This is a genomic window from Pedobacter sp. JY14-1 (genome assembly GCF_029269825.1).
GTDB lineage: Bacteria > Bacteroidota > Bacteroidia > Sphingobacteriales > Sphingobacteriaceae > Pedobacter.
In genome coordinates this window covers 74,535-99,070 of sequence record NZ_JARJHU010000003.1, presented here as the reverse complement: position 1 = coordinate 99,070, position 24,536 = coordinate 74,535, and the positions used below count along the sequence as shown (strand labels likewise).

General features: G+C 44.8%; 15 protein-coding genes and 1 tRNA gene. 4 read left to right on the top strand and 12 right to left on the bottom strand.

Annotation, left to right across the window (positions count from 1 at the left end):
- Positions 1 to 9: 9 nt before the first annotated feature.
- The 4 genes from kdpB to P2W84_RS06450 form a co-directional block, all read right to left on the bottom strand.
- Positions 10 to 2,040: a potassium-transporting ATPase subunit KdpB gene (gene kdpB / locus P2W84_RS06465; RefSeq protein WP_276089302.1), complete on the bottom strand. Its 2,031-nt coding sequence runs from the start codon at positions 2,038 to 2,040 to the stop codon at positions 10 to 12.
- 17 nt (positions 2,041 to 2,057) lie between these two features.
- Positions 2,058 to 3,776 (bottom strand): potassium-transporting ATPase subunit KdpA, encoded by a 1,719-nt coding sequence (gene kdpA, locus P2W84_RS06460; protein ID WP_276089301.1) that lies wholly within the window; start codon positions 3,774 to 3,776, stop codon positions 2,058 to 2,060.
- A 9-nt stretch (positions 3,777 to 3,785) separates the two neighbouring features.
- Entirely contained in the window at positions 3,786 to 3,863 is a 78-nt protein-coding gene (locus P2W84_RS06455; RefSeq protein ID WP_276090068.1) for a potassium-transporting ATPase subunit F, read from the bottom strand.
- A 286-nt stretch (positions 3,864 to 4,149) separates the two neighbouring features.
- Positions 4,150 to 5,484 (bottom strand): sigma-54 dependent transcriptional regulator, encoded by a 1,335-nt coding sequence (locus P2W84_RS06450; protein ID WP_276090067.1) that lies wholly within the window; start codon positions 5,482 to 5,484, stop codon positions 4,150 to 4,152.
- Between the two features lie 471 nt (positions 5,485 to 5,955).
- Between P2W84_RS06450 and P2W84_RS06445 the strand changes: the two genes are divergently transcribed.
- Together P2W84_RS06445 and P2W84_RS06440 are read left to right on the top strand one after the other, a co-directional pair.
- Entirely contained in the window at positions 5,956 to 8,670 is a 2,715-nt protein-coding gene (locus P2W84_RS06445) for a PAS domain S-box protein (protein ID WP_276089300.1), read from the top strand.
- 15 nt (positions 8,671 to 8,685) lie between these two features.
- Positions 8,686 to 9,648: a PAS domain S-box protein gene (locus P2W84_RS06440; RefSeq protein WP_346348958.1), complete on the top strand. Its 963-nt coding sequence runs from the start codon at positions 8,686 to 8,688 to the stop codon at positions 9,646 to 9,648.
- 408 nt (positions 9,649 to 10,056) lie between these two features.
- On the opposite strand, the gene P2W84_RS06435 is transcribed toward P2W84_RS06440, so the two are convergent.
- Positions 10,057 to 10,128, bottom strand: a tRNA-Arg gene (locus tag P2W84_RS06435).
- A 208-nt stretch (positions 10,129 to 10,336) separates the two neighbouring features.
- On the opposite strand from P2W84_RS06435, the gene P2W84_RS06430 reads away from it, so the two are divergent.
- A complete protein-coding gene (locus P2W84_RS06430) occupies positions 10,337 to 13,087 on the top strand; it encodes a leucine-rich repeat domain-containing protein (protein WP_276089299.1) in 2,751 nt (916 codons plus the stop codon).
- 2 nt (positions 13,088 to 13,089) lie between these two features.
- Here the strand turns inward: P2W84_RS06430 and P2W84_RS06425 are convergent, their stop codons facing one another.
- Together P2W84_RS06425 and metG are read right to left on the bottom strand one after the other, a co-directional pair.
- Entirely contained in the window at positions 13,090 to 14,481 is a 1,392-nt protein-coding gene (locus tag P2W84_RS06425; RefSeq protein ID WP_276089298.1) for an SGNH/GDSL hydrolase family protein, read from the bottom strand.
- Between the two features lie 39 nt (positions 14,482 to 14,520).
- Positions 14,521 to 16,632 carry a methionine--tRNA ligase gene (gene metG, locus P2W84_RS06420; RefSeq protein WP_276089297.1) on the bottom strand — a complete coding sequence of 704 codons (2,112 nt, stop codon included), beginning with the start codon at positions 16,630 to 16,632 and terminating at the stop codon, positions 14,521 to 14,523.
- 40 nt (positions 16,633 to 16,672) lie between these two features.
- Here metG and P2W84_RS06415 point away from each other — a divergent pair, with 40 nt between their 5' ends.
- Positions 16,673 to 17,518 (top strand): LD-carboxypeptidase, encoded by an 846-nt coding sequence (locus P2W84_RS06415; protein ID WP_276089296.1) that lies wholly within the window; start codon positions 16,673 to 16,675, stop codon positions 17,516 to 17,518.
- Between the two features lie 62 nt (positions 17,519 to 17,580).
- Here the strand turns inward: P2W84_RS06415 and P2W84_RS06410 are convergent, their stop codons facing one another.
- The 5 genes from P2W84_RS06410 to P2W84_RS06390 form a co-directional block, all read right to left on the bottom strand.
- The gene (locus P2W84_RS06410; protein ID WP_276089295.1) at positions 17,581 to 19,050 is read right to left on the bottom strand and encodes a SusD/RagB family nutrient-binding outer membrane lipoprotein; all 1,470 of its coding nucleotides are present in this window, start codon (positions 19,048 to 19,050) and stop codon (positions 17,581 to 17,583) included.
- Between the two features lie 11 nt (positions 19,051 to 19,061).
- Positions 19,062 to 22,178, bottom strand: coding sequence for a SusC/RagA family TonB-linked outer membrane protein (locus P2W84_RS06405; protein WP_276089294.1), 3,117 nt, complete (start codon positions 22,176 to 22,178; stop codon positions 19,062 to 19,064).
- A gap of 317 nt (positions 22,179 to 22,495) precedes the next feature.
- Positions 22,496 to 23,143 carry a DUF6266 family protein gene (locus P2W84_RS06400; protein WP_276089293.1) on the bottom strand — a complete coding sequence of 216 codons (648 nt, stop codon included), beginning with the start codon at positions 23,141 to 23,143 and terminating at the stop codon, positions 22,496 to 22,498.
- Positions 23,144 to 23,529: 386 nt separating this feature from the next.
- Positions 23,530 to 23,952: a hypothetical protein gene (locus tag P2W84_RS06395; protein ID WP_276089292.1), complete on the bottom strand. Its 423-nt coding sequence runs from the start codon at positions 23,950 to 23,952 to the stop codon at positions 23,530 to 23,532.
- Positions 23,953 to 24,167: 215 nt separating this feature from the next.
- Positions 24,168 to 24,407, bottom strand: a complete 240-nt coding sequence (locus tag P2W84_RS06390; protein WP_276089291.1) for a hypothetical protein — start codon at positions 24,405 to 24,407, stop codon at positions 24,168 to 24,170.
- Positions 24,408 to 24,536 lie beyond the last annotated feature (129 nt).

Genomic DNA, 24,536 nt, shown 5'->3' with positions numbered 1-24,536 from the left:
TCAGATTGCTTATACAAATAAGCCTACCAGTAAGTCGATTATTTTGATCCCAATAAACGGTGCGATCACCCCGCCCAAACCGTAAATGAGCAGGTTTCTGCGAAGCAGGGCGCTGGCGCCGATGGGTTTGTATTCCACGCCTTTGAGTGCCAGCGGGATCAGAATTGGAATAATGATCGCGTTGAAGATTACGGCCGAAAGAATTGCGCTCTCAGGACTATGCAGGCCCATGATGTTGAGGCGCTGCAGTGCCGGTATTGATGCAATGAACAATGCCGGTACAATGGCGAAGTATTTGGCGACGTCGTTGGCAATGGAAAAGGTCGTGAGCGTACCACGGGTGATCAAAAGTTGCTTACCGATCTCCACGATCTCAATGAGCTTGGTAGGGTCATTGTCCAGATCTACCATGTTACCAGCTTCTTTGGCTGCTTGTGTACCACTGTTCATGGCCACACCAACATCAGCTTGGGCAAGCGCCGGTGCATCGTTGGTACCGTCGCCCATCATGGCGACCAATTTACCCTGCTGCTGTTCCTCTTTGATGTAATTCATTTTATCTTCAGGCTTGGCTTCAGCGATGAAATCGTCTACTCCGGCTTTTTCTGCAATGAATTTGGCAGTAAGCAGATTGTCACCGGTCACCATTACCGTTTTTACGCCCATTTTTCTCAGGCGCTCAAAGCGTTCGCTGATACCAGGTTTAATGACGTCCTGCAATTCAATGACACCCATGGTTTTTTCGTTCACCGATACGACCAGCGGTGTACCGCCATTGCCGGAGATCTTTTTAACCTGTTCTTCAATCTCTGAAGGAAATGGGTTTCCGGCTTTCAATACCATGTTTCTGATGGAATCAAAAGCACCTTTGCGGGTTCTTACGCCATCTGTGGTATCCAGCCCGCTGGATCTGGTTTCTGCGGTAAATTTAATGAACGTCGATCCGGCAGGGGCGGCCTGAATCTTATGGCCTTGCTCGCCGGCAAGTTCTAAGATAGACTTACCTTCAGGGGTTTCGTCAGCCAGCGAACTCATCACGCAGGCTTCGATGAAAGCTCTCATTTCCACTCCCGGCGCTGGATAAAAACCGGTAGCTTTACGGTTACCAATGGTAATGGTCCCGGTTTTGTCCAGCAAGAGCACATCGATATCTCCTGCTGTTTCCACTGCTTTACCGGATTTGGTGATGACATTGGCACGTAATGCCCGATCCATACCAGCGATACCAATTGCCGAAAGCAGACCACCAATCGTAGTAGGGATCAGGCAAACAAAAAGGGAAATTAATGCCGCAATCGTAATTGCAGTATTCGCGTAATCCGCGAAAGGTTTTAAGGTAACGCATACGATGATAAATACCAGGGTGAAACTTGCCAGCAAGATGGTCAGGGCAATCTCGTTCGGAGTTTTCTGGCGTGAAGCGCCTTCTACCAGGGCGATCATTTTATCCAGAAAGCTTTCTCCAGGCTGGGTATTGACCTGAACCTTGATACGGTCTGACAGCACTTTCGTTCCACCTGTCACAGAGGATTTGTCGCCCCCTGATTCCCTGATCACCGGAGCAGACTCGCCGGTAATGGCAGACTCATCGATGGTAGCAATACCCTCAATGATTTCTCCATCGGTAGGTATGATATCCCCGGCCTCGCATACAAACACTTCGCCTTTTTTAAGTAAAGAAGACGAGCGGATTTCCATCTTTCCGTCGGCAAGCACTACTTTTGCAGGCGTTTCTTCCCTGGTTTTCCTCAGGGAATCTGCTTGCGCTTTGCCCCTGGCTTCAGCAATTGCCTCAGCAAAATTTGCGAAAAGAACGGTCAGCAGCAGGATGAGAAAAATGATGAAGTTATATGTTGGAGAGCCCTGTCCCTGATTGCTGATGGAGTAGACCGTAACATAGGCCATAATCAACGTGCCGATCTCCACGGTAAACATCACCGGATTTTTAATCATTACCCGGGGATCAAGCTTGATGAAGGACTGTTTCAGCGCAGTTTGCACTAAAGCAGGTTCAAATAATTTATTTGATGATGTTTTCATCTGAATGTATTTAATGATTATTTAAGCATGGTAAAATATTCTGCCAATGGTCCTAAGGCCAGTGCAGGGAAATAAGAAAGTGCGTTCAGAACAATGATTACTGCAAAAGTCATCAGACCAAAAGTCAGCGTGTCTGTTTTCAAGGTACCTGCAGATTCCGGAATATATTTTTTAGATCCTAACAAACCTGCGATAGCAACCGGGCCAATGATTGGCAGAAAGCGGCCCAATAGTAAAACAAATCCGGTTAGCACGTTCCAAAGAATATTATTATCACCCAAACCTTCAAAACCCGAACCGTTGTTGGCATTGGAGGAGGTCACTTCGTACAGCATCTCAGAGAAACCGTGGAAGCCCGGATTGTTCAGCCAGTTTTTAGGCTGTACTGCCCAATCTGCGTCGCCATGTGCTGTAAATACGTAACTGGCAACGGCTGTTCCGGCTAATATCAGGAATGGACTTAAAAGTGTAATCAGGGCAGCGATTTTAACTTCCCTCGCTTCAACTTTATGTCCGAGGAACTCAGGCGTACGTCCAACCATCAGCCCGGAAATAAATACCGCGATAATAAGGTAGATGAAGTAATTCAATATACCAACCCCGCAACCTCCATAAAAGGAGTTGATCATCATACCCAGCAGCTGCCATGCCCCGGTCAGCGGCATGGTGCTGTCGTGCATACTGTTAACCGATCCTGTAGATATGATCGTGGTCACTGTACTCCAATAACCGGATATGGCAGGGCCGAAGCGGACTTCCTTACCTTCCATGGCTCCGGTAGTTTGAGAAATCCCCATTTTGGACAAAGCAGGATTACCGCCAAGTTCTGAACTGACTGTTGAAATAAGTAACAGGAGCATACCGATAGTCATCACACCAAAAATGACCCAGCTCAGCTTTCTGCGCCTGATAAAGATTCCGAAGGCGATCACCATGGCAATCGGAATAATGACCTGGGCGATCAGCTCTACCGAGTTGGTGATGTAATTGGGATTTTCAAGCGGATGGGAAGAGTTGGCACCGAACCAGCCACCACCATTGGTACCCAAATGTTTGATGGCAATCATACCGGCCGCCGGACCTCTTGACACATTCACCGTATCGCCCTGAAGCGATATGAACTGATCTTTTCCTTCATAGCTGGCAGGCGTTCCATTAAAGGTCAGAATTAATGCCACTACCAATGAGAGTGGTAACAACAATCTGGTAATAGATTTCACGAAAAAATCCCAGAAATTGCCAAGTCTCTCTGTTGTCTTATCCCGGAACGCCTTAAAGAACACCACTGCGGCAGCAATGCCGGTAGCACAACTGACGAACATGAGAAACATCATCACGACGTGCTGAGTCAGGTAAGTAACCCCACTTTCACCCGAATAGTGCTGCAGGTCGCAATTGACCACGAAGCTGATGATGGTGTTAAAAGACAGATCCGGCGACATGCCAGGGTTGCCGTCAGGGTTCAGCGGCAGTTTGTCCTGGTAGATGAGTACAAAAAAACCGTAAACCAACCAAACCAGGTTGATGGTCAGCAATGCTTTCATGTGCTGCTTCCAGTTCATTTCCTCTTTAGCGTTGATCCCGGATAGCTTAAAAATCCCGGATTCCAGAGGTTTTAAAAAGTCCGTCCAGACTTTCTCTCCGGCAAATACCTTCGCCAGGTATCTGCCCAACGGAATAGCGATAACCAGCGTAAGCAGGTAGGTAGCTATGATTCCAAGTAATTCAGTGTTCATTTTGTTTGATTAAAATTTTTCAGGTTTGACCAGCACGTAAACCATGTAAATGAATACGGCGATGGCGATAATGAATAATGCGATCATAATTTTTAGATTTTTTCGAACCAGTCGATTGATTTGTAAACTACCCGGCACAGCAACAGCAGGGTTAGAAAGAGTACGATTGTTAACATGATATCTATATTTTTGAGTTGCCTATGCCAATCCGGATGCCATGTTTTAAAAAAGAATAATAATCCACTGAAAAACAACAACTTAAGAGACTAAAAAATAAAATCAGCCAATTTTTTAACAAAAAAACCCTTCCATTTTGGAAGGGTTTTTTCATATCCGGATGCTTGTGGCAAAGACTTGCTTCAGCCTACCCGTGTCAGGCTTCTATTTGAAATTCTTCAATCTTTCGGTACAAAGTGGTCAGACCTATTCCCAGTAGCCTGGAGGTTTCCGTTTTGTTACCGCGTGTATATTTCAGTACCTTGATGATGTGCTGCTTCTCCACATCCTGCATGTTCAGTGAATCTTTACTTGGGACCGGGTCGTGGAATTCAAAGGGCAGCAGATTGGAACTGATCTCATCCCCGTCAGCCAGGATAACAACCCGCTCCATTACGTTTTTGAGTTCCCTGATGTTTCCTTTCCAACTGTGCTCAGTGAGCAGCCTGGAAACTTCTTTATCCAACGTAAATCCAGGCTTATTGACCTTAGCTGCAAACTCCTTAAGGTAGTGCATAGCAATGGGTAAAATATCCTCACGTCTATGAGACAAGGGTGGCAACTGGATGGAAAACACCGATAGCCTGTAAAAAAGGTCGAGCCGGAATTTTCCGGCTTCGGATTCCGCTTTCAGATCGCGGTTAGTCGCAGCAATGATCCTCACATTTACCTGGCTGGTTTGGGTATCACCCACTTTGATATAGGTCTGGCTTTCCAGGACCCTGAGCAGTTTGGCTTGCAGATCAAGGTTCATCTCGCCAATTTCGTCCAGGAAGATTGTACCCTCATTGGCCTCTTCCAGTAAACCTTTCTTATCCTTAATCGCCCCGGTAAAAGCACCGGATTTATATCCAAAAAGTTCACTTTCTAACAGTTCAGGGCTAAAACCACTACAGTTGACCGCCACAAAAGGTTTTGATTTCCTGGGGCTTTCATAGTGGATGGCCTGTGCAAATACCTCTTTACCTGTCCCTGTCTCCCCTAAAAGCAGCACGGTTGTAGTCGTACCCGCGACTTTTTGCGCAAGGGCAACCGCTTCCTTTATGGCCTTGGACTTCCCTAAAATGGAGTCAAAGTTGTACCGACGGTTGATCCGGTTTTCCAGGTTGTTTACCCTGACGTTGAGTTTGGCCCGTTCCATCGCTTTGTAGACCAATGGGATGATCTTCTCATTATCATCACCCTTGGTGATATAATCAAAGGCTCCATTGCGAATGGCCATCACGCCATCCGAAATTGTCCCGAAGGCGGTGAGGTTGATCACCTCGGCACTAGGCCGTATTTTTTTGATTTCCTTGACCAGTTCAACACCATTAAAGTCCGGAAGTTTCACATCACTCACCACGACCATGATTTCTTCAGATTTCAATATTTTCAACCCCTCTTTACCAGTATAGGCCTGAAAGACGCGGAAACCTTCCAGTCCGATAATCCTGGCCAGCAGGCTGCATAGTTTTTTTTCATCATCAATGATCAGCACACTGTCTTGCATAGTCATTTTATTTTTGGTGATCGCTGTTAATGAGGTTGTGCTTCATAAGCATACAGTTCCTTTTCAGAACTTTTCGCAATATACGCAAATATAGATTCCAGCAGATTGTCTACTGTAAAACTGCACTCCCCGGAATAATAATACAGCGTGAATAGATCATTGCATTCTCAAGAGCTTTTGGCTGAAAATACTGCTTCCGCATAAATCCTTAGCCAATATATTATTCTTGGCCGTTTCGCTAAGGCTATGGTATCTTGACATCTGTCAATATTTTACCTGTTGAATCTCTAGTGCAGTTCTGTTTCGACTTGCTGGCGGATGGGTTACCGATTTTTATAGCCCCATCAGGGCTGACATGTGGTTAAATGATTAACATAATTTTACAGTTAAAGATTTGCTCTTGTTTTATCGGCCGTCATTACTTAGATTTAGAGAACAAACTAAAAATTAACGCTATTCCAACCAAATATTATGAATCTGAATTCCGAGGTCTTTATTCAGCTGCTGGATCTCTTAAGTTCCGGAGTTGGAGATCAGGCTATCTGCCTTACAGATTCTTCAGGTATTATCCGCAGTTGGAATAAGGGGGCGAGTAATTTTTATCAATATTCAGCGGAGGAAAGTGCAGGACTTCATGTTTCGGAGCTTCTTAATGGGCTGAACCCAACTACTTATCTTGATCAGGCTTTTGCAGATGGCCATGTTTCCTTTGAACATGATGTTAAACGCAGGGATGGGTCAATTTTTCCAGCTTACTTGACATTTCAATCCATTTATGAAACCGGTGAACTACAAGGTTTCGCATTAATGGCCCGAAGCCTCGCGTATACAAAAAAAATTGCCCATAATTTCAGCAATACAATAAAACATATAGAACAGCCAAGCCTGTTTCAGCAATTGATCGAGTATAGTTATTCAGGAATCACTCTATTTGATGCGAATCTCAACTTCATTTATCGCAGCCCCTCAGCGGCCCGCATTACCGGCTTCAACGATCAAGGTCGAACGGATCTCACATTTAATGACATTGTTCATCCGGGTGATCAGGTGCGGATAAAGACAATGCTCGACAATTTATTACAGCATCCAGGTGAATCGGTTACTTGCCGGCTAAAGACCCGCCACTACTTAGGCCATTTTATAGACCTGGAAGGTATTTTTACCAATTGGCTGGACGAGCCAAAAATCAGAGCCTTGGTTTTGAATTTTCATGATATTACTGAACGCCAGCATACAGAAGACACACTAAAGCAAACTATTGAAGAGCTATCAGCTTATAAGTACGCACTGGATGTCGCAGCCATTGTGGCAATAACAGATCAAAAAGGCATTATCCGACATGCAAATAAAAACTTTTCCAAGATTTCAGGATATAGCGAAAAAGAACTAATCGGAAAGGATCATCGTCTCCTCAACTCGGGGTATCATGATAAGTCATTTATTAAGGAGATGTGGAGAACAATAGCTGGCGGCAAGGTCTGGAAGGGCGATTTTTGTAACCGCCGCAAAGACGGAAGCCACTATTGGGTGGATACGACTATTATACCTTTTCTTAACCAACATGGCAAGCCTTATCAATATGTATCCATACGATTCGATCGCACCGAAGCTAAACAGGCAAAACAGGAACTAATTGAAAAGAATATCCAAATAGGCAATTTGCTGGAAAGCATCAATGACGGGTTTATTGCCCTGGATCAAGAGTTGCGTTATACTTATGTTAACCAGCGGACTTCCGAGATGGTTGGCCTTTCTCCAGCAGCTATGTCCGGTAAAAAAATCTGGGACCTGTTTCCCGAAGCGATAGGATCCAGCACTTGGAGTGCTATCGAAGAAGCGAGGAGGACGGGCGTGCCAGTAACCAATGAAGATTATTATGCCCCGTTAAATCTCTGGCAAGAAAACCACATTTATCCCAACGAAAAGGGACTCTCCATATTCATCAGCGATATCAGCTGGCGAAAAAGAGAGGAAGAGCAAAAAGCACTACTAGCGGATATCAGTAAAATTTTTGAGCAGTCCTCGGCGCTGACAGAACTAATGCAGCAGGTAATGCAAAAGATTATAACGGTTAACAATAGCATTTGTCTGGCTGAAACCTGGTTAGTTGAAAGAAACGGGCAGCAAATAATATTAAGCGCACAAAAGGCCAAAGATGAACTGACATCAGGCTTTTTTAAAGAGCGACCAGATTTTAATCAGTTGGAACGTGGTGAAGGACTACCTGGACGAACATGGGCAAGGGGAAAAATTGAATTTTGGACAGATCTCAAAAATCATCCAGATTTTTTGCGGCAAGAAGCGGCAGCAAACGCATGCCTTTCCTCAGCCTTTGGTGTGCCGCTCCGCCATAATAGCCAGTTAGTCGGCGTATTGTTACTAGGCCAAATCCGGGCAGAGCGGCCAGCGCACTTGAGTGATGTATTATTAGCAAGGCTGGGAGACCATCTTGGGTCGGCGATTTCAAGGCGGCAGCTGGAAAACGATTTGCATGATATTTTTGAAGCCGCTCCTGATATCATTTGTATCGTCGGCACGGACCGCTATTTCAAAAAGGTCAACCCCGCCATGTGCACTTTGCTAGGTTACAGTGAATCCGAACTGTTAGGCCTGAAGGTTGATGCGCTTGTACACCCAGAAGATCTGGCGGACAGTCAGGAGCGGATGGGCAAGTTTATCACCGGTGAATTGAGTTCATTGTATTTTGAAAACCGCTACCGAGCCCGAAATGGCAGTATTGTCGAACTGGCCTGGACAGCCGCAAAGGGCAATGAAAAAGACATTTTGTTTTGTGTGGCCAAAAACATTTCCGACAAAAAAAGTCTGGAACAGTTGCTTCACAAGGCGAGTGAACTGGCCCGCATCGGCTCGTGGGAAATCAACCTGGAAACCGGTGAAATATTTTGGTCGGATATAACCGCTGATATCATGGAGGTCCCCCCGGATTTCAGACCGTTCCGGAACACCATTTCTTCGCTGTTTAAACCTGCCGATTGGGAAAAAATGGATTCTGCGCTGGTTGCGGCCAGTGAAGGCGGACCTGCATTTGATTTGGAGTTTGAAATAAGCTCGGGAAAACATCAGCACCGATGGGTGCGAATTTTGGGTGAGGGAGAATTTGATGCCAAAAAATGTATCCGTATTTATGGGTCCGTCCAGGATATTGATGCCCGCAAACGTGCGTAGCAAGCGGCGACACTCCTGCTGTCCGAAAGAAACTCCATCCTGGAAAGCATAGGAGATGCCTTTTTCTCCGTTGACCGGGAATGGATTATTCAGTATTGGAACCATGAAGCAGAGCAGGTGTTGCAAAAATCTAAAAACGAGATCATCGGCAAAAATCTATGGGAGGTTTTTGAGACGGCTGTCGGTTCGATCTCCTACCACCAGTACAATGAAGCCTTACTAACTGGAGAATCCAGGCATTTTGAAGACCGGTATGCCGCCCTGAATAAATGGTACGACGTCAGCGCCTACCCGTCGGAGCGAGGCCTTTCAGTTTTTTTTAAGGACATCACAGAGCGTAAGCTAGCAGAGCGAGAACTTCAAAAGCAAGCTGAAGCACTTGAAATCTCCCGTCGGCATTATTCAGATCTGTTTCAACTCAGCCCCCTGCCAAAATTTGTGTTTGATACTAAAACGCTGGCTTACCTGGACGTCAATAGAGCCGCAGTGAATCACTATGGCTATTCACGCGAAGAATTTTTATCGATGACTTTGCGTGACATCCGGCCAGAAACAGAGTTGCACCTTTTAGAAGAAGCTATTCAGGAAGCAAATCATAAAACCTATTTTTATCAGCCAGGTACCTTCATTCACCGTAAAAAGAACGGAGAATTAATTAATGTTGAAATTACAAGCAGCGCAATTGAGTTTGATGGCAAAAAAGCAAGAATTGCGCTCGCAGTAGATGTGACAAAGCAGATCCGTCATCTGGAGTCCATTCAGATTCAAAACCAGCAGTTGCGGGATATCGCGTGGATGCAATCTCACACCATACGGGCACCGTTATCACGTATTATGGGATTAATTGAACTTTTGAAGAACACCACGTCCGACCCAGAAGAAATAACCGAGATCCTTGCATATATTCAATCATCAGCAATCGAGCTAGATACAGTCATTCATTCTATATCCGTAAACGCCAAGGAGAGTGAATCTTAGTTCAATCTAGAAGCGGAACTATATCAGCTTCCCGCTTACTTCGAAGAATATTTTTGAGACACTTACCGTTTTGCCCTCGCCAGGGTGATCATCGTCACACATCCATTGTTCAAAAACACAGGTTAGGCCCCAAATTCCGAAATTCATCCTGACCTGTTTTTTTTGTTTCAGGTTGGCCTTCCAGTTTCTTCATCGGCTTTACTATTCCAGTGCTCCTTTGCTGGAAGGGGGCAAGGCTTATCGGGGGCATCTTTTTGGCATTGAGATGGAAAATAGCGTCGATGGAACAGCCCCTGGTTGGTGGCTACCTCATCGGCTATAAATTCGGGACGAGTTTGATGCCCTGCCTGATCAGCCATTCCTAAAACTAAAAAACAGCGCCTGAAAATCAGACGCTGTATCGGAGGGTGGTCTCGACGGGAATCGAACCCATATCTAAAGTTTAGGAAACTTCTATTCTATCCGTTGAACTACGAAACCATTTTGCTATACAGAAAGCACCATTTTTCTAATAGCAGCGGCAAATATAATAAAACGTATCCATTTAAACACAACTTTTAAATTTACAAAGGAAGTCCAGTCGATAACGGAAAGCTATGAATAGCATATATAAAAGCTGGTCAATGCACAGCATATAAAATAGCCCCTGCAGAAAACCAAGATTTTCATTACCTTCAATAGATAAGCCATGAAAAAAATTTTCGCCCTCTTTCTCTGTCTATTCTTCGGAAAGCATTTACAAGCTCAGGATATTGACCGCCTGTTTGACGAGTACCGCCTCCAGGAAAGATACCCCAACCCCATTACCATATGGAATGGCATAAACCGCAACCCACTGCCTGGTAAATTATTTCTGAATCCCCGTCTTCTCGAAAACGCTGAGCATTTCCCAAAGATTATCGTAGTAAACCACCTGACGGACATCAAAGCAATTCAAAAGCAAGGAATTGCCGAAAAAGTCAGGGGATTGATTGTCACCGTACGAGATTCATCAGAGTTCATCCATACCATTAATGAAATCGTGAAATTTCCAGATCTGCAATACCTGCATATTGGAGGCGAACCCGGGATAGTAGACAAAACCTATGTACATGAACATGAGAACCGCTACAGACTCCCTGACAACATCACGCAATTAAACAAACTGGAAATCGTTGCCTTCACCGGTGGTCTGGCAGACCTTGATGACGCGTTCCGTAAACTGTCTGGACTTAAATCGCTTAAAGCTCTTGCCCTTTATAACGTTTATAAGCCAATTCCTGCTACACTTACTACGCTGAAACAAGTACGTCTGCTCCATCTCTTTAATGGGAACCTACTCGGCCTTGATCTAAGTACTGTACCGTGGGAATCTGTAAGAATCCTGCGTGCGGAAAACCCCGTCTTGACCAGTCTCTCCGGAATAAAGTCTTTAAAAACCCTCGAAATCAATTACCCCAGGCAAATTGATCCTGAATTACTGCTGAAATTTAAGCACTTAAATAGATTATCCATATCGGAACCCGGATTCAACGGTAAAGAGCTTATGGGGAAAATCCGCCATATGAGGCACCTGAACTGGCTTAAATTAAGTCTCTTTGACAGCCTGAACCTAACCGGAATTTCAGCACTCAGGTTCCTCAAACACTTGGAACTGGTAAGCCGGGTACCATCCGAAAAGCACCCTGAGAACCTCGCTGAGCTCGCCCGGCTATACCAGCTGGAAGAATTGAAACTTGGTGCATACCGCGCACCCTGGATACCAGATATCTTCAACAGACTGAAATCCCTTAAACTACTGTCAGTACGATCGGGAGAACGCAATCTGCCTGGAAGTATCTTCCGACTTCCGAAGCTGGACAGCCTGATCATCTCCGGTGAAGGCATAATTGCGCTTCCTGAATTGCCGGCCTATGGTTTTCAGAAGCTGAAGGTACTCCGGATCAATTCAACAGGATTAAGCAAGCTCCCTAAAGCCGTTCTTCACTTACCTGAACTTGAAGTTCTGGACCTGTCCGGGAACCAGCTCCTCGATATGCCAGATGACGGCTGGGAGTTGAAAAAGCTACGAACCCTATCTGTTGAAAACAACAGGCTAGACTACCTGCCCTCAACATTGGGAAATACAACTGCACTCCAGTTCCTGAACGCGGCGAATAACCGCATCCGGCAATTGCCCGCTTCACTTGGGAAATGCAGAAGTCTGCGGCAGCTCATCCTTGATAACAATGACCTGTCACTTCTTCCGGAAGAGCTGGCAGCGGCGGATTCACTGGAAATGCTCAAACTGTCAAATAACCCAAATGTGGATGGCGCATCTCTCTGGAAAGTCGTTCTGGCAGCTCCCAGGAAAAACTTCATACTTGATGCAAGCAGGACAGGCCTCAGGAATCTGCCGGAAAGCGACCGCTGGCAGCACATAAAACTTACGGACCTCAATCTCAGCAACAATAAACTTAAGACACTGCCCGTTTCTTTCGGTCAGGTTGGCGACTTCGACAGAATTCTCCTTTCTGGAAATCCACTATCTATGCCGCAGCAGCTGGCCAATGTAAGAATCGTGAGCCGGGCTGATCTGAAAGTACTCTTCTACGAATTGGGAATGTCGTCCGCTGTGAATCCTGTCCCGGATAAAGAATTTGCCCTGGTTCTGCTGGACCGAATCGCTTACTTAAAGGATATAGAAGACTGGGCGCGGATCATCGCTTTTGCTGATCTTGCTGTAAAGTCAGATCCGCAAGGATACCAGGATTCCTGGTACACCGCCTACATCGGAATCGCGAAGTACAAGACAAAGAACTATGCCGGGGCAATTAAAGAACTGGAAAATTTTTTAGCCTTAGACCGAAGTACCTATTATGCCTATCCGGAACATTTGACCAATGTGGAATTGTGCCTGTATGACGCATATATCGCGCTGGGTAAGCGGCGGGAGGCAGCCAAAATACGTCCTCTTTTTGTGTCAAAAATGAGCGACCCTGAAATCTTTTACACTTTTCTGAACCACTACCTCGACAGCAAAGACCTGAAAAGTATAAAAGAATTGATGGAGCGCGCACTGCCCGCCTACAAAGAGAACTTGCTCAGGGAACGCCAGCCTGATGGCAATATTTCCCCTTCATTTTTGTGTGAATATGCGGAAGTGCTCCTCATAGCCGGTAAACCACAAGAGGCGGCCACACTGTTGACATCAATGGCCGACGAAAATTACCGCAGCTCTTACATTTCGATCAAAAACTGTCTTCTCGCTATGGCGGATTACTTGTCGAAGGCAAAAACATACGAAGAAGCCAAAGCCGATCTCACGGCATCCATCGCCAGGAACAGAAAAATCTCGGCAGGATTCTGGAGTTTTGAAACACTGAACCGATGGACAGCATTTAGCAATAAGCCTGAGCTTGAACAGGAAAACTTAAAATCCCTGCAGCAAATCGCTATGGCTACGGACGACAAGAACTAGCTTTACTTCACTGGGTGCAATTCAACCCGGTGCACTAGCGGCTTGTTGATCCTGTAAATCTCGTTAATCAACCCCTCCATCTTCGCCTTCACCTCATCTCCGTGATCCACGATCTCATCATAGTCCGTCTTTTTCACCCGGAGCCAGATATTCTTTTCAATGTTATTCTGAATCGTATCGCGCGCCGCCTTAGAATTGTCGAATAATAGTCCCTTTCCTTTCAGAAAGTCATACTGCACCCAGAAATAATTGCGGTATTTGTTCTCAACACCTCTCCGCTCATTGTTTAGCGCAAGTATCTTCAAAGCTTGCTCATATTGTGGCGTATTTTTCAGAACAGCCAGGTTAATGCCCGCTGCTAGTTCAGCAGCCGACCACTTTCCAATCGAACGGCCATCAATCTTCAGCGAATAATCTCCGGCCTGCAAACCATTAAACGCAAGCTTTTCCTCGTCAAATTCCTTCACAAAAGGAATTACCGGCAATGCCTCCGTCTGCACCTGCGGGTTCTCCCAGACCCTGGCCGCCGTATCCATCGGATAAGGCAACGACTTGGCCAGGTAATCAAAGCTAACTGCACCTCCGGAAGAACGAAGCGCACTCACTTTGGCATTTACCGATTTCAGTACCTTCTTCGCCGCGGCATCTATCTTCACATCCGCTACAGGCGTGCCCGCAAGACCCTGCTCCTTTAAAAACAAATAAGCCATGATGAAATGTCCCGCACTGCCCGGGTGTATCCGGTCCGGCCCTGTATTCGTATAGGCCGGGTTCTTTTGCTGTTCTCGCAGATTGATCTCCGTCATCGGGTGGAAAAAATCTACATAACCCCAGTTATTGCGTTTAGCAGATGCCAGTTGAAAATCGATAATGCCCTGCATCGTCTTCGCCTTACCCAGGAAAACATTTCCCGGGAGCTTTGCCGTCTCATCATAGGGCGAAGACGCCATTAGAATCGTTTTGATGCCCGGCAGCTTTTTAAGCCGCGCCTCTATCTTGGCATAGCTATCGTAAGATTCCTTAATGATCGCCTTTCGCTTCTCGTCACTAACCGGGTTATTCTTGTCCAGGTATTCAAAGTATTTGCTGTCGTTCATCCCGAAGGTCACCGCTAAAACAGTAGGCTTTTTGGGCAGGATGTCCCCGTCCAGGCGGTCGTAGATCTGTCCGGCCACATCACCGCCTATGCCCCCGTTAATCACCTCCAGCCGCCTTTCCGGAAAATGGGTCATGTAATACAACCAGATATATGACCCATATAAACCCGCCTCGGTAATGCTGTTTCCAGCAAAAACCACACGGTCACCCGCCTTAAAAGGTTCCAGCTTACGCTGCCCGAAACCCGAAACAGCAGCAGTGCAAAGCAAAGCCGCCAGCAAAACACTTTTATTCATACCTTGAAGATATCAATAAAAGTCCGGCAATAAAAATCACTATCGGACTACGCTGCCATTATTGTGCTGCTGCAAAGGCGCCACAAAGGTCAGCTTACCATCTGCGTTTTCCGACATCAGGATCATGCCTTGCGATACAATGCCCTTGATCTCGCGCGGGGCCAGGTTCACCACCAGGCTCACCTGCTGCCCGATGATCTCCTCAGGCTTGAAGAACTCCGCAATCCCCGATACCACCGTACGCTGGTCAATTCCCGTATCCAGCGTCAGCTTCAGCAGTTTCTTCGTCTTTTCCACTTTCTCCGCGGCAACAATCGTAGCCACGCGTATATCTACGGCGCTGAAGGCCTCGAAATCAATATTCGGTTTGGCAGGAGTAACCTCAGCAGCCACCGCCGCTTCATTGGCAGTCTTGGTCGCATTCAGTTTATCGATCTGCGCCTGCACCACCTCATCCTCAATCTTTTCAAACAGCAATACCGGCTCGTTCAGCTGATGGCCGCGGTGCAGCAGGTCCATACGGCCCGCACTTTCCCACTGATGCCCGCCATAGTTCAGCATTTTCATCAGCTTATCCGCTGTAAAAGGCATAAACGGCTCAATCAGGATCTCCAAGGTCGCCGCAATCTGCAGGCTGATGTTCAGGATCGTACGCACCCGGTCCTCATCTCTCTTGATCACCTTCCAGGGCTCCGTGTCCGCCAGGTATTTGTTCCCCAGACGGGCCACATTCATCACTTCCGAAAGGGCCTCCCGAAAACGATAATTCTCAATTGAAGCGCTGACTTTCGCCGGGTAAGCCTGCAACTCGTCGATCACCTGCTGGTCTTCCGGCGTCAGCTTCATACACATCGGCACCTTACCATCAAAATATTTATGCGTCAGCACCACCACCCGGTTCACAAAATTGCCCAGAATGGCTACCAGTTCATTGTTATTCCTGGCCTGAAAATCCTTCCAGGTAAAGTCATTATCCTTGGTCTCCGGAGCCGTAGCCGTCAGCACATACCGCAGCACGTCCTGCTTGTCCTTAAATTCAACAAGGTATTCGTTCAGCCACACCGCCCAGTTCTTGGAAGTCGATATCTTCTGGCCTTCCAGGTTCAGGAACTCATTGGCCGGCACATTATCTGCCAGGGTATATCCACCATGTGCCATCAGCATGGCCGGGAAAATGATGCAGTGGAAAACAATGTTGTCCTTACCAATGAAGTGCACCAACTTCGTCTCGTCACTTTTCCAGTAATCTTCCCAGCTGCCTTTTTCCAGCTCGTTCTGGTTAATGTAATATTCATCCGCCTTCGGATTCCAAACGTCCAGGCGACTGTATTCAAACAATTCCTTTGTCGCAGAAATATACCCGATCGGCGCGTCAAACCATACATACAGCACCTTACCCTCCGCATCCTTCACCGGCACCTTAATACCCCAGTCTAGGTCACGGGTCATCGCCCTTGGCTGCAGGCCGGCATTCAGCCAGCTCTGGCACTGCCCGAACACATTCGGTTTCCATTCCCTGTGCCCGTCTATATAGGTCCGCAACTGGTCCTCATATTTATCCAGCGGCAGGAACCAGTTCTTAGTTTTCTTCAATACCGGGGGCTCACCTGAGAGCGTAGATTTCGGGTTGATCAGATCGGTCGCATTCAGGCTGCTGCCGCAACTCTCGCACTGGTCGCCGTAAGCATTCTCATTCCCGCATTTCGGACAGGTACCCACAATATACCTGTCAGCCAGGAAAGATTGCGCCTTCTCATCGTAGTACTGCTCAGTTACCTCCTCTGTAAACACCCCTTTCTCATATAATGTGCTGAAGAAATCGGCAGCCGTCTGGTGGTGCATCTGAGAAGAAGTCCGGTGATAGATGTCAAAAGAGATCCCGAAATCCCGGAAGGAATCACCAATAATCTTATGGTATTTGTCCACAACCACCTGCGGGGAAACACCTTCTTTCTTCGCCTTCAGGGTGATCGGCACGCCATTTTCATCCGATCCGCAAACGAACTTCACGTCACGCTTATTCGAGCGCAGAAATCTCGCATAAATATCCGCCGGGATGTAAACTCCCGCCAGGTGGCCAATGTGTACCGGACCATTGGTGTAAGGCAAAGCCGCCGTTACCGTATATCTCTTTATTTTACTGCTATCCAAAACTATTTCTTTAATTTGTCCAAAGATAAGGGTTTTACCAATGACTAAGCAGCCGCCATATTTAAAAAAGGGAGACAAGATCGCTATCGTCTGCCCGGCCAGCCGCTTGCCCAAAAGCATCGACAAAGCCATTTCTGTTCTTGAAAGCTGGGGGCTGGAGGTGATCTCTGGCAAAACAGTTACTGCAGAACAGCATCAGTTTGCCGGAGACGACACGATTCGCCTTCAAGACCTGCAATGGGCCTTAAACGACCCTTCGATAAAAGCTATCATTGCCGGGCGGGGCGGCTATGGCACCATCCGCATTATAGATCAGCTCGATTTTTCTTCGTTTGTACAACAGCCCAAATGGATCGTCGGCTTCAGCGACATTACGGTGCTACTTTCACACATCAATACACAGTTTGGCATCCCGAGCATCCATGCACAAATGCCCTATACCTTTGAAGAAGCCACCCCCGCATCACTGGAATCCCTGCGTTGTGCATTGTTTGGGATCTCCATTGATTACGGATACACCTTTAATCCGCCGCTTCCTGAAGCAATCTGGATAGGGGGCAACCTTACCCTACTGGTCATGCTCGAAGGGTCACCATCTGCACCCGATTACACAGACAAGATCTTGTTCATCGAAGATGTTGGCGAAAGGCCCGCAGCGATTGACCGCATGATGCGGATGCTGGACAGAGCAGGAAAATTATCCAAGCTAAAAGGACTGGTCATCGGTGCCTTCAACGAACTACCGGAAGAAAAGATTCCTTTCGGCGAAACCACGGAAGAGATTATAAAAGCAATTGCCGGAAAATATGGCTATCCGATATGGACCGGTTTTCCGGTAGGTCATATTGAGGATAACAGGGCGGTGGTGATTGGAAAAGTCCAGTGATAAGAAACAAAAAATGCCCTTAATAGATGTTAAGGGCATTTTTTGTTTCTTATTATCTACTATTATTTATCCCACCAAACCGGAATCTGCATTGCATTAGCAACGTTTACCGGAATGCCCGAAGGAATGTTTTCAGCATTATAAGACCTCTCGGAAGATGGATAAGGGAGCCGTAGAGGAATAATATCAATAACCGGCTCAGTATCCAACTCTTCACCTGGATATACTTCATCATTTATTGGCAAGACAGGATATCCTGTTCTGCGATAATCATTGTAAGCCTCAAATTGCAAATAGTTTGCGATATATTTTTGAGTCATGATTTGGTTGTAAGCAGTTGCAGAAACAGCGCTTAATTTATGCTCAGCAATGTAAGCATCACCATTTACCCCATATAAAGCCATCGATCCCCTGATACCATCTTCGTAAGCAGCGGTCACAGCAGCAGTTACGGTTTTATTTGCCTTTAAAAACTCGGCTTCCGCTCTAAGAAAAGGAACCTCAGCATAAACCAGGAGATTTAGGTTCGCGTCTTGAGCGCTATAGAATGGTCCAATTGACGAGTAGTTTACCAATGCTGCAGGAGTCGGGTCATTTGTCACACCTACATATTTTCCTGCATTAGCCCCGGTTGCAACCTTAGCAACCTGGAATGGAAGCCTTGGATCATTCATGTTTTCTAGCATATTGATATAGAAAATAGATGGCTTTAAGCTGGTGCTCCATTTACCATCAATGGCATACTGATACCATGGATTATCCGCATTTGCCCTTGCATAATACAGTAATGTCGGCGCCTCATCAGCCGAAATCGCGCCAGCATTTAAAGCACCTAAAGCAAGATCTGCCTGAGTTGCTGCGTTATATCCTGGCGCATTAGAAAGCCTCATGTAAAATCTTGCTTTCAATGTGTTTGCCAGATGAATCCACTTTGTCATTTTTCCCCCATATACAAAATCTTCAGCACCAGGTGTAGAGCCCGATGTGCTGGCCGCGTCAGCGATTGCTTGATCCAGAAGGGATTGAATCTGTTTGTAAATATCTTCCTGAGTATCATATTTAGCTTTAACAATACCTTCTGAGGCTTTAAATGCATCAGAGAATGGTGCATCGCCAAATGCATCAGTAATATAAGACATATTCCAGGCAAGAATGATTTTACCAATAGCTGCATATTTTGCATTGCCATTCTCTTCTGCTTGCTTGATTAGCTGTTTGCAGGTGATCATTACATCTGTATAAGACGAGTAGCGCCAGAAGTTGTCGACATCATTCGCAGTAAGGTAATAATTACCTTCATGCGGCCCTACAGCTGCATAGGCTGTGTGCTTCGTCCAGCTGCTAGACAAACGGACAGGATACCCACCAGCTACTTCGAAACCAAATGTTCCCAAGATAGCTGGAACCATCAGTTTTTCGGTGACCTGGGTTGGATTATTCGGATCTCGGTTTACATCCAGAAATTTCTTACATCCCGACATCACAGTAAGAAATACCAACAAAACTGGAAGTATTATATATATTCTTTTCATGATTCTGTTCTTTAAAATTTAACGTTAAGACCAAAAGTTACTCCCTTTGTACCTGGCGTTACTGCATGATAAAAGCCCTGGGCGTTATCATTTCCCAATAAGCTTCCTTCAGGATCCCCAAAGCTAAAGTTTGATTTAACCCATAAGTTGCGACCAGTCACAGAAAAGCTAACTGCTTCAAACGGCGTTCTGGCGATAAGCTTCTGTGGCAGGGCATAGCTCAAGGTAACTTCCCTAAGTTTTGCAAATCCACCATCTTCTACTAATGTTTCATAAGATGTAGTATACCAGTTCTGGAAATAGGCCTGATCCTGCAATACAGGAGTTGTATTAGGCTGCCCGTCAGACTGGCGAACTCCCTGCCACGTGGTATAGGTATTTCTCTTTTCAGTCACCTTGGCTGTACCATAAAAAGTAGAGTAGTATAAGTCAAAGTTCAGAATGTCACCACCATGGCGTATATCCAATAGTCCTGAAAGGGAAAGTCCTTTATAAGTGAAAGTACTTCTTAAACCTCCAGTCCAGTCAGGTGTTACGTTACCAATTGGGCCTAAGTCGTCTGCAATCAGTGGCAATCCATCGTCATCGATTAACAACTGGCCGGCGTCATTTCTGGCAAACCTTGTACCCCAGATCACGCCGTAACCATAGTCTTTGTCAGCCCTGATTTGCGGGTTTTCGAAACCTGCCAGGAATATGTTATCTACACCTTCTGCCAACGACTTCAATTTATATCTGTTTTTTGCAAAATTTACAGTAATATCCCAGCTAAAGTCCTTAGTCTGAATTGGAGTACCTGTCGCAATCAATTCAAAACCACGGTTTGAGATTTCACCTGCATTGATTACGCGGCTTACATAGCCAGATGAAGCAGCAATTTCCTGATTAATAATTTGCTGACGGCTGATCTTGTCGTAGAACGATCCATCAAGCGTCAAACGATCCTTGAAAAACCTAAGTTCTAAACCTAGTTCCTTTTCAGTAACTTTTTCAGGTGCGATCACATTGCTCGCAAGCAAGTTGTTATTCAGAAAGCCATTTACTCCATTAAAAGGGAATGCGATGTTTCCACGGGTACCGTCGCTAGGATTTGCCAGGGCGAAAGTCTGATAAGTGTAGTATGGTGGCGCGTCATTTCCAGCTTGAGCTACAGCAAGTCTCAACTTTCCGAAGGAGAAGATATCGCCTTTTGGTAGCAGTTCGCTAAACACAAAACTTCCCGAAATAGAAGGATAGAAATATGAATTCTTATCAACAGGAAGTGTTGACGACCAGTCATTCCGCGCAGTAGCGGTTATGAACAGGTAGTTTTTGTAATCAAAAGTAGCTGAAGCGTAAAGACCAAGGCTCCTCCGCTTCTCATCGGCTTGTAACGCCTGAGTCGTTTCGGCACTGGTGATATCATAGAATCCCGGAACACTCAGGTCCAGACCTCTTACAGTCCTTCTTGCGTAGGTTCGTTGATTCACGTTGAAGCCGACAAAACCGGAAATACGCATGTCCTCATTGATCTTTCTATCAAGATTCAATAAGAGGTCATTATTGATCTGCCTGCGGTTCATTAGTGCATCAAACATCCTTCCTTTTGGAACACTGATTGTACCAATATTCACATGTTCTTGCTGATTTTCAGTATATGTATCCAGACCTACTCTGTTAGTTAATTTCATCCAATCAGTGATGGTAAACGTCGATTCATTTGAAATGATGAACCTGTCAACGTTACTAGGCATGGCAACATTGTCCAACAACCAATAAGGGTTATTAAAACCTGCTTCATTTGTCCACGACCTGTTTCCGGCAAGCTTATACTGCTCTTTACTATTGAAACTGATTGGGGCAAAGTTTAATGAATAGAGGTAAGATCGTTTAGTATTACCCTCTGGAAGTCTGTTATTCCTTGAATTTGTATAATTAACAGAGGTGGTAGATACAAAGTCTTTAGAAAGTTGACCTGTAAAATTACCAGTTAAGCTATTCCTTTTGAACGTGTTTGTAGGAACTACACCCTGCTGGTCAAGATTGGAATAAGTTAATGAATAGGCCGAATTTTCACCACCACCACTCAAGTTAACGGAATTTGTCCAAACCTTTCCTGTCCGATAGAACTGCTCTCTTGGATCGATGATCTGCGGCATTCCAATTGCGTTGATTACAGCTTGGCTAACGCTATCTTTGTGAGGTCCCCAGCTGGCAGAAGTCTGTGTCACACCACCATTCTCTGTATAGCCGCCAGCGGTTGCTGGTAATCCGTTCTTGTATTTTCCGAGCGTACCTTGCAGGTAAGAGGTTTGATATCCTTTTGTCCAAGCATTATCAAGAGCTAGGTTTGATGAGAACGAAATTCTTGGAATTTTTCTGTTTGCATCCCGTTGGCCTTTTTTGGTAGTAATCAAAATCACCCCATTTGATCCTCTTGAGCCATAAAGTGCGGATGCAGCCGCACCTTTAAGAACGCTTACCGAAGCAATGGTGTTTGGATCAATATCAATACTTCTGTTACTTGTTGTACCATTAAATAGCACATCTTCGTCAAGCGCACTGATTCCCCTGTTTACAGAATTATCCATGGGGATACCATCAATAACAAACAATGGCTGGTTTTCACCGGTCAAGGAAGTCGTTCCCCTCAGAATAATCCTGGAAGAAGAACCTGCCTGACCACCGGAGTTGTTAATCTGTGCACCCGCAACCTTACCCGCCAAAGCATTGACAATGTTGACCTCTCTGGAGTTCACAATGTCTTCCGCTTTAACTGTTTGAGCAGAATAACCCAGAGTCTTCCGTTCTCTTGTAATACCCAAAGCTGTCACAACGACTTCCGACAGCGACTTGGAATCTGTAGTAAGGATAACATCAAGCACATTACCTGAAGCCGGAAGCGTTTGAGTCACGTATCCTAAATAAGAAAATACCAGATTTACAGATCCAGATGGCGCGGAAATAACATACTTACCGTCAGCTCCTGTCTGTGTTCCATTTTTTGTTCCTTGCACTACTACGCTAACACCAGGCAATGGAAGCCCATCATCCTTTCCTGTAACCGTACCAGTAATTGTTCGATCTTGAGCAATCGCTGTTCCTGCGATTAGCATCAATATGAACAAACTTTGTAGAAGTTTTTTCATAAAATGTAAAATTAGGTTAGTTAATAATTGGGCTAAATATACCGATTTTGGTATGCAAGCATAATTATATGCGCAAATCACCAATTTTATTGACAATTAAATGACAGAAGTAGGACACAAACCCGTTCTATTTAGACACATTTTACACAACAAAATTCTGACTAGTCAAATAAGTCAGAATTTTGTTCTGAATACATAAAAAAACATTGATTACAGCCTTGAATTAACGTTTTTTAACACATTAAAGAATCAATACTTTAATAGTGTAAATAGTACACCATCAAAAAAATATCACACCAAGCAAAACAATTACGAATTTATATTGTTAACAGGACCCCGAAATAAGCACTGTTAGCAATACACTTGCGGTCAGATGAGGTGACACTCAAATAGACATGCAATTGTTTACCGACTGCCTCCGGCGGTAACTTATATACGTAAGATTTCGCTACCCTGTCAACGCCGCCTGTAATTCCAAAAGCTTTATGCAATTCCTCACTGTACAAAACCAGCATCAATTGATCATTACACCTTGCCTTTGGGCTCGAATTGTTATCATTCCACGTAAATTCCAACAAATCCGGTGCAGCCCTTGAAATCGTGACATCTGTAATCATTGGCAAATCTCCGATACTGATCTGAAACTTGTCATAGTTCACAATATAATCCGGGTAAGCTCCACCGACTGCTATATGATAATTCTTTGAAAAAGCAGCGCTGATTTCCGTGCGTTGCTCTGCATCATGCATAAACCCGATAGTCAGATATGGGTGGAAAGGCACCAGGAAATTATTCATAAAACGTAGCTTCTGCCGGCTCTCGATCTGCGCCAGTGTAGCAGGTTTCATTTTTTTCTTCTTGTTGCTTTTTGCACGCAGGTAAGGGATTCCTTTCCAGATTCCTCCGGTTATCGGGCCTAGCGTTCCAGACACGCCGCCCAAAATTCCACTTTTAATCTTTGCCATTTGTTTTTTCCTTTTAATGTTTACAATAAGAGTTCACCAGGAAAATGTCCTGCAGACTTCTGTCAGATGCTTGCCAACCGATTTGCAAATGACCCCGATCCATTTAAAGTCGTCCCAGAGTCGTTGCAAAGTCGTTTGAAAGTCGTCGGAAAGGTAAGTCGCAGCACTCCCGTGAGCATCCTCCGATTAACTGCACAAAAGAATATAATAACTAAGATTAATGGAAGTCCCGGGGGTCCCGTACCACCGGGTTAAAATGAAGCAAATTCGGCCTTTATCTGTTGATAAAGGCCGAATTATTTTTTAATTTTTTTTGTATGATGATGTTCAAATATAAATCAAAGTTGCCCACCTCTATTACACAAGAAAAACCTTCCAATATTGAATTAGTTTTCACTTAAAAAGGGGCGAAAAATTCTAAAAGCAATAATTAATGCAACAACATAAGACGCTCCAAATAGAGCCAAACTAAAATAATAACCTTCATTGAGGCCAGGATAGAACGAGATGATAGACAAAATTGTAATTATCACCCCAGAAAAATAAAGTAAGTTAAGTTGAATTTTTTTATTGGTTAGCTTGTTTATAAATTTACTCACTAATAAATAGAGGATCATTGGAATTATAGATTCAATAAAACCAATCATCGTAAAAAATAAGTAGTTATAAAAAGGATTGCCATAGCTATCACTATATGTCCCGGTATATAACTCGTAAAAAAAAAGAATAAACGTACCAAAAAATGGGCCTACTATAGAAGTAAATATCCATAAAAGCCCTATATACTTAAAATCGATGCTCAGTTTCATCTTTTTTGTGGTGAATTTAAGAAGTGGTGATTGCTAATACAATTGCTTTTAAACTATTAAACTATAATATTTTTTTCATTATCTAAGCATCACCGGTGTTGATGGGACTACACCGATGATGCTAGTATGAAATTGGCGCAATAATTTCAATTGACTATTCACAAGACTAAAAACCTTATTTGTCAACCACTTTTTTGGATAATCATGGTGGGGACTTAATGAAGTGTTACTCCAGACATCCAAGCTGAAGTCATAGAGTTCATAAATTTATTATATTCACTTTCCATTCTAGAGATTGGGATTTTATAAGATGATATGGCGCCAAACAATAGTCCAATACCTAAGGCCCATCTCATTTCACCAGGATTTGAAGTTATTTTAGTAGTAGTTAAAGGATCGTTTTGACCTTTTAGACCTGCTCCAAATACATTTAATCCAACCTTAGCTAATTGCAAATCGGCGTCGGCTACCCTATAGTTAAATAACGCACTCTTTATTCCGGATGCTCCTTTGACCTCCCCCCAAAAAACAGCAGCGGCATAAATTAGAGAAAACGGGCAATTATGAATAACTTAAATAAATAA

Bases quoted from the DNA above. Each gene is read 5' to 3' on its own strand.
- kdpB (WP_276089302.1), bottom strand. From the start codon at position 2,040: ATGAAAACATCATCAAATAAATTATTTGAACCTGCTTTAGTGCAAACT.
- kdpA (WP_276089301.1), bottom strand. From the start codon at position 3,776: ATGAACACTGAATTACTTGGAATCATAGCTACCTACCTGCTTACGCTG.
- P2W84_RS06455 (WP_276090068.1), bottom strand. From the start codon at position 3,863: ATGATCGCATTATTCATTATCGCCATCGCCGTATTCATTTACATGGTT.
- P2W84_RS06450 (WP_276090067.1), bottom strand. From the start codon at position 5,484: ATGCAAGACAGTGTGCTGATCATTGATGATGAAAAAAAACTATGCAGC.
- P2W84_RS06445 (WP_276089300.1), top strand. From the start codon at position 5,956: ATGAATCTGAATTCCGAGGTCTTTATTCAGCTGCTGGATCTCTTAAGT.
- P2W84_RS06430 (WP_276089299.1), top strand. From the start codon at position 10,337: ATGAAAAAAATTTTCGCCCTCTTTCTCTGTCTATTCTTCGGAAAGCAT.
- P2W84_RS06425 (WP_276089298.1), bottom strand. From the start codon at position 14,481: ATGAATAAAAGTGTTTTGCTGGCGGCTTTGCTTTGCACTGCTGCTGTT.
- P2W84_RS06415 (WP_276089296.1), top strand. From the start codon at position 16,673: ATGACTAAGCAGCCGCCATATTTAAAAAAGGGAGACAAGATCGCTATC.
- P2W84_RS06410 (WP_276089295.1), bottom strand. From the start codon at position 19,050: ATGAAAAGAATATATATAATACTTCCAGTTTTGTTGGTATTTCTTACT.
- P2W84_RS06405 (WP_276089294.1), bottom strand. From the start codon at position 22,178: ATGAAAAAACTTCTACAAAGTTTGTTCATATTGATGCTAATCGCAGGA.
- P2W84_RS06400 (WP_276089293.1), bottom strand. From the start codon at position 23,143: ATGGCAAAGATTAAAAGTGGAATTTTGGGCGGCGTGTCTGGAACGCTA.
- P2W84_RS06395 (WP_276089292.1), bottom strand. From the start codon at position 23,952: ATGAAACTGAGCATCGATTTTAAGTATATAGGGCTTTTATGGATATTT.